This is a genomic window from Vibrio sp. CUB2 (assembly GCF_001557945.1).
GTDB lineage: Bacteria > Pseudomonadota > Gammaproteobacteria > Enterobacterales > Vibrionaceae > Vibrio > Vibrio owensii.
Genome location: NZ_LNRB01000042.1, coordinates 1 through 5,862 on the forward strand (window position 1 = coordinate 1; position 5,862 = coordinate 5,862).

Annotated in this window: 8 protein-coding genes and 1 pseudogene; 3 read left to right on the forward strand and 6 right to left on the reverse strand. The window is 39.2% G+C overall.

What is annotated here, in order from left to right; all coding sequences use genetic code 11:
* A partial coding sequence (locus ATB78_RS27450; protein WP_155647874.1) for an IS30 family transposase occupies window positions 1-338 on the forward strand: 338 nt, incomplete at its 5' end.
* 32 nt (window positions 339-370) lie between these two features.
* Here the strand turns inward: ATB78_RS27450 and ATB78_RS27455 are convergent.
* The 3 genes from ATB78_RS27455 to ATB78_RS27465 form a co-directional block, all read right to left on the reverse strand.
* On the reverse strand, window positions 371-745 hold the full coding sequence (locus ATB78_RS27455) for a hypothetical protein (protein WP_061011122.1): 375 nt from the start codon (window positions 743-745) through the stop codon (window positions 371-373).
* Window positions 746-879: 134 nt separating this feature from the next.
* Window positions 880-1,824, reverse strand: coding sequence for a hypothetical protein (locus ATB78_RS27460; protein WP_061011123.1), 945 nt, complete (start codon window positions 1,822-1,824; stop codon window positions 880-882).
* A gap of 104 nt (window positions 1,825-1,928) precedes the next feature.
* Window positions 1,929-2,879: a DUF2971 domain-containing protein gene (locus tag ATB78_RS27465; protein WP_061011124.1), complete on the reverse strand. Its 951-nt coding sequence runs from the start codon at window positions 2,877-2,879 to the stop codon at window positions 1,929-1,931.
* 250 nt (window positions 2,880-3,129) lie between these two features.
* Here ATB78_RS27465 and ATB78_RS29730 point away from each other — a divergent pair, with 250 nt between their 5' ends.
* Window positions 3,130-3,417 carry a hypothetical protein gene (locus tag ATB78_RS29730; protein WP_179947030.1) on the forward strand — a complete coding sequence of 96 codons (288 nt, stop codon included), beginning with the start codon at window positions 3,130-3,132 and terminating at the stop codon, window positions 3,415-3,417.
* A gap of 311 nt (window positions 3,418-3,728) precedes the next feature.
* Window positions 3,729-4,145 carry a hypothetical protein gene (locus ATB78_RS27475; RefSeq protein WP_061011125.1) on the forward strand — a complete coding sequence of 139 codons (417 nt, stop codon included), beginning with the start codon at window positions 3,729-3,731 and terminating at the stop codon, window positions 4,143-4,145.
* A gap of 145 nt (window positions 4,146-4,290) precedes the next feature.
* On the opposite strand, the gene ATB78_RS27480 is transcribed toward ATB78_RS27475, so the two are convergent.
* The 3 genes and pseudogenes from ATB78_RS27480 to ATB78_RS28985 form a co-directional block, all read right to left on the reverse strand.
* Window positions 4,291-5,202 carry an FRG domain-containing protein gene (locus tag ATB78_RS27480; protein ID WP_179947031.1) on the reverse strand — a complete coding sequence of 304 codons (912 nt, stop codon included), beginning with the start codon at window positions 5,200-5,202 and terminating at the stop codon, window positions 4,291-4,293.
* Between the two features lie 215 nt (window positions 5,203-5,417).
* Entirely contained in the window at window positions 5,418-5,717 is a 300-nt protein-coding gene (locus ATB78_RS27485) for a hypothetical protein (protein ID WP_061011127.1), read from the reverse strand.
* 28 nt (window positions 5,718-5,745) lie between these two features.
* Window positions 5,746-5,862: pseudogene (locus ATB78_RS28985) on the reverse strand (DUF3265 domain-containing protein); the annotation flags it as partial.

Here is a 5,862-nt window from a genome sequence, read left to right on the forward strand (position 1 = left end):
CAAGCGAGTCGCTCAACGTAAGAATGAGCAAAATCATGACCCGCTCTGACTTACCTTTTAAGACGATAACTGCGGATAACGGCACTGAATTTCATGGTTATGCACAACTAGAAAAACATCATAACTGCCTGTTTTACTTTGCAAATCCATACCACTCATGGGAGCGAGGGACTAATGAAAACACCAATGGCTTGATACGACAATACTTACCAAAACGAACTTCTATGTCACACGTGACACAGAAGCTCTGTAATGAAATTGCACACAAATTAAATACGCGCCCACGCAAAAGGCTTGGGTATAGGACACCAACGGAGTATATTCATGCGCATCTGTAGAAAGTGTCGCACTTCAAACTTGATACTAAGACTCAAACCCAAATTGGCAGCTGATAGATCTTGCCATTTAGATCAACAACTACCGCTTCGACATAAACTTGATGGTTATCAGCACGATAAGCCGATATATAAAATTCTTCGAAGCATTCGATAGGAAAACTGTGTGATTCGCATAATTCGGGTAGCCACTTGCGATAAGCGAGAACCGTCTTGCGCACTCTAGGCGTTAGCTTAAACAGCTCTTCATCTTTAGTTGGAATCCAACTAATTTTCACTAAATCACCCGCTTTAAGACTAGCCAGTTTGAAGATATCATCACGGACAAACCCGCCATCGATGTAATTTGCGCCACTAAAAAATGATAAGGTGAAGTTCTTAGCCACGCCTTTGATATTCTTCAGCTTCACAATTTCTCCTTGAGTTATAACGCCCTGTTAAGGGGTGAGCAACGCAATACCAAAGCCACCGCATACCACCTTAATCACTTAAACCAACGCATAATGAAAATGCCACGCGTTGCGAATCCCTCTTGAACAGTTTGTTAGGCTTGTCCATCCATTAATTCTTCACCTTTAAATAAAGTAACATCTTCACCGGATATCATTATGAAATCATAATCTTGCTTAGCAAAGATATCTACACGTCCTTTTATATTTGCTTTTGGGGCGATAAAGTTTATATCATCGCCAATATGATATGAATAATTGCTTAACCCTTTATCATATAAACCATCTCTACACTGCGGATAATTTACGTATTTTTCTTTGTTATATTTACAGTCTAGAACCTTAATAAACGCCTTTTCAGCATCAGCTATTACATCTTTCTTATCGCTAAGCGTTTGGTCTAAAAAGTTATCATCACCAAATTCATATTGAGCGATTCTTAGCTCCTCACTGTCAAAAAAGAAAATCATAATTTCATCCGACAACCTCGCCGAATCAGAGAATTGCTGTTCATTTGATAGAATCTTTGTTCTGTTTTGGTGTCCGTTCTTAAATAACCGAGTAAAACTATCGTTTTCCTTTGAAATACCAACGTAGTACAAATAGAAACTAGACAACTCATGTGGGTTAAAGTTACCAATAATTTTCACACGACCTTTGGAGTGATCCCACAATAACTTATCTGGCGTTGCCCAGTAAGCGGGTTCTTCGACAGAGATATCGACATCAGACGGGTAAATTTTAATGATTTCATCCCCTACCTCGATTATCGTCTCTTCACCTGTATCGATATAATGTGACAGTTCAACGGACAAATCGTTATAGGTTGTATCTCCACAGGTAAACGAAAAATTAAGAGTTTGTGTGGCTTCATTAAACTTGTAATTAGCCAAAAACACCTGTTTTCGCTGAGCCAGCATATATAATTTGCTTTGTTTTAAATAATCCCTGACTTCTTGGTTATTATCCCACAAGTGATCTGCAAAACGATTAGAAATCGGTGGGTATATTAATTTTATTGTATTCATCGATGATTTCATTTTTTCTCCTAAAGCCTAACGCCGCATTAAGGTGTGAGCGGCGCTTGGCTATACTTGAGCGAAGCGAAACTGCCAAGCGTTGCGAATCACTCTTAAATGCTTTGTTATGTGCGAACTTTCCTTGTTTGGTAATCTAATTCATAGCGCACTGGAGACATCTGCATTTGCTTGACTTCAATACCCTTTCTGTCACAGATTTCTATGATTTTATCTGCATCTTCTTTGGCTATTTTCGTGCCAAGAATAACATATTTGGCTTTTGGAACTTGATAACCCATCTCATCTCTAAGGACACCATTACCGAAAACCAACCGCCATTCTTTTTCATATTGCCACTCGCAACTTTTGATAAGGGCAGCTTGGTTAATATACAAGATATTGTTAACAGTTTTGTTTTTAGAAAAGATTCCGGAAGCATCAAACATGTTATTTGAGTAGATTGCGGGATAAAGCATTCTTGTACGTAAATCTTCATTACCTAATTCCCCGAAGTCATAAGCGATGCAAAACCCTTTATGGTAGTCAGCATAGTGAGACCACATTAAAATAGATGTAGGGTCTTCAGAGAAGCAACAAACTTTAAACGCTTGTTTCATGTTTTCAGATAGCTCCGAAATGATCCCAAGTCCCTGCTCTTTTACCGCAGCACTTAAAGCGTCACCTATTGCCTTAGCATACTCAGGGCGGTCCGGATAGCTCAATTCCATAAGCGTTGTTGTAGGGTTGTCACTACTTAGGATTGCGTCAATTGAATCCTGATCTCCTTCTGAAATAATCCTTGAACTTAAAGCCATATCTAGGACAACACTTGGGTCATAAGGGTCTAGTTCATCCGTCTTCTTGAACGAGCAATCATATGGATCATTAAAGTTTCTTGGATCTGACAGCCAAATGCTGTCCTCCTCCAGATTTTTAAGCGAATACTCATTCACAGCTCGATATTTGTAGAGAAGTTTAGGTAAATTTTCAAATTTCAAGCGAATTGCTTTATCAATCTTTTCAACTGAGGTTTCGGATGAAAACACCAAATCTTTATATTCTTGAAACCAATGCACTATCGTTTATCCTCCTAGCACATAACGCCCTGCTAAGGGGTGAGCAACGCAATACAATAGCCGCCGCATACCACCTTAATCACTAAATTCAACGCATAGTAAAAATGCCACGCGTTGCGAATCCCTCTTGAGCAGTTTGTTAGTCGCGAGGCACCGAGCGACAATTTTAAGCCGAACTAAACTTTGCGAACAACAAACTTTATGTGTTTTGATGCACTTAAATCAGGCGTAGTCTCAAAGCGACTATTCAATGAAACCACTTGGAAAAAACAACGCCGTAGAAAACGGACTGACAACACCAACAAGCGCTTTTGGAAAGCCAATCTCACAGTGCGGACTTTCAACAAAGTCACTGAAACCACGTGGAACTTACCACACCAGAGAAAACGTCCTTTCAGCGAATAAATCAGCTTTTGAACCACCAAACTCACCGAGCAAAGTTGCAACCAAAAACAAATTCTCGATTGCCCTGCTCTGTCAGCACCAAAGAACAAAACAACCGCGCGAGGACACTTGCAAAACTTTGGACTTTAAATAGCTGAAACTGAGCTTTGACCATCGACGATGAATCTGTATACCAAACAAACAGCTGCCAAATTTTGAGCTCAGAAACATGATTTTGATTGCTAGCTTTTTCTGGCGACTAACGCCCTGTTAAGGTGTGAGCAACGCAATACAAAAGCCGCCGCATACCACCTTAAACACTAAAACCAACGCATAGTAAAAATGCCACGCGTTGCGAATCACTCTTAAACAGATTGTTATGTGCGTGTTCACAGTAGGCACGATTCCCATACGGAATATCGTAGTATATAATATGCAATTAAGTTTAATGCAATCAATTATACAATGAATACAGACTCAAACGGCTACGTTGAAACTTACATAGAACCCCAAACTGGTATTGTTGCCGATTTAAAAAAACGCCCTGGTCAAAAAGCACTCCCACTAAAATGCGACGTTGCTGACATAGAATGGTTTGGTAAAGTTCGACCACTTCATGAGCTTGATTTACCCGGTGAACCGGCTGACTTTTTCATCCAATTTGGGCTTCACGTTTTTAGCTTCGAATGTGAGGGAAATTGGGTACAGTACGTTATAGACCCGACCAAAACTAAATCTCGTGAAGACTTTAAAGAAATATCAAACGCTTGGAACGACCACTTTAAAACTGTAGAGGAACGCGAGTATTTTTGTATGAACCCAAGTTGCACTGAGTACATGGTTCCAAGTAGCTACAGTTGCGATTGTGACGGAGCTTACTAAAAATTCATCGAAGCACATAACGCCGCGTTAAGTAGTGAGCAACGCTACCACGAAACTTAACCATACCACCTTAAACACAAAACCCAACGATGGAATGAAAAATGCCATGCGTTGGGAATCTGTCTTAAACGCTTTGTTATAAGCACTACTCAAAGATTTCGTAAATATAATCCTTGGTGTTTTTTACTGCTTCATTTAGGACATCTAGGTTGATATCAATAGAGTTATCAGGATAGATAAAGTCTTTATTAATTCCATACTTTGAATCTAATAACTCCAATATTTCCGGTTTTAGAGAAGATGGTATTTTATAAATGCTTCTTCCGGGATGGTACGTCATCTCTGAAATGTTAAACATAGACAAGTCGTAAGGAAGTACGTCAGCGTTGTAAACGAACACCCCCTCTTGGTGTTGAATACGTCGATTATATTTTACATTTTCAAGTTCAATAATTGGAGTGACTAAGTTTAAGCCTGTAGGTGATATCGTAGTTTTGAGGTCAATAATCCACTGGCTCAACTCCGCCTCACTCATGCGTGTATAACCTGCTCTACCTGAAAGGTAGATATCGAGTAGCTGCTGTATGTGTTCATGAATATTAGACTCATATACAACACAATCTTTATCTGGATTTTCTTCACACGCAAAATACAATGCAATTTTAGCATTTAAAGTGAAGTCTATTACATTAGTAGGCAAGCCATAATGTTGTGCCAAATAAATTAATGTATTAGTTGGTAAACTAATTGAACCTAACCTTTCTAGTTCATCTTTAAAGCGCTCAATAATTAAGAAAGACTTCTCTATGTAATCCTTTTCATTGATATTTGGAAATGATTGTTTTCTTGCAGGATCAATCACAACATCGTGCCATTCCAGATCTTTCTTATTCCATACATAATGGCGATAGTAACTAGAAATACAGATAAACCCACTATCTGACATACCTCGATAATAATAACCTGATGATGTATCAGGCATTAACTTCTCTATGACTTGATCAATCGTTGTTAATTCTTTTGTATACCATGCTCTAAATGGGAAATCTGGCAACATATTTTTCATCTATTTAGTAAAATTTAAAACACCATACCATAAAGTTAATATTGATTTAGTGATGAACAACATAGTTTGGGTGCTTATAACGCCCTGTTAAGGGGTGAGCAACGCAATACTGAAGCTGCCGCGAACCACCTTAATCACTTTAACCAACGCATAGTGAAAATGCCACGCGTTGCGAATCCCTCTTGAACAGTTTGTTAGAGCGCAACTCACAGGTTGAACAGAACTTTCAAAAGAGAATTTACCAAGGAAGAAATTCCTAGAAATAGTACTACTGGCAAGCCTATCGCTATGATCAGTTTAAACTCGGCAAATTGACCTACCACGGCATCGCCATACCTACCACCCAGAAACTTTCTCGATTCGTCACCTACTGTCGATTTGACTTCATCTGTAACTGTCTTGCGATCTTTACCTATGAATTCTTTAAACAACATAAAGCCGAAAGGAGCGATAATAATGCCGGCGATAAGATATGAAATGTATTCAACTATATCGGTCATGTTCATACTTTTTCTCCTGCGCTCTAACGCCCTGTTAAGGGGTGAGCAACGCAATACTGAAGCCGCCGCATACCACCTTAAACACTAAAACCAACGCATAGTGAAAATGCCACGCGTTGCGAATCCCTCTTGAACAGTTTGTTATGCTTGT

Bases quoted from the DNA above. Each gene is read 5' to 3' on its own strand.
- ATB78_RS27460 (WP_061011123.1), bottom strand. From the start codon at position 1,824: ATGAAATCATCGATGAATACAATAAAATTAATATACCCACCGATTTCT.
- ATB78_RS27485 (WP_061011127.1), bottom strand. From the start codon at position 5,717: ATGAACATGACCGATATAGTTGAATACATTTCATATCTTATCGCCGGC.
- ATB78_RS29730 (WP_179947030.1), top strand. From the start codon at position 3,130: ATGAAACCACTTGGAAAAAACAACGCCGTAGAAAACGGACTGACAACA.
- ATB78_RS27475 (WP_061011125.1), top strand. From the start codon at position 3,729: ATGAATACAGACTCAAACGGCTACGTTGAAACTTACATAGAACCCCAA.
- ATB78_RS27480 (WP_179947031.1), bottom strand. From the start codon at position 5,202: ATGTTGCCAGATTTCCCATTTAGAGCATGGTATACAAAAGAATTAACA.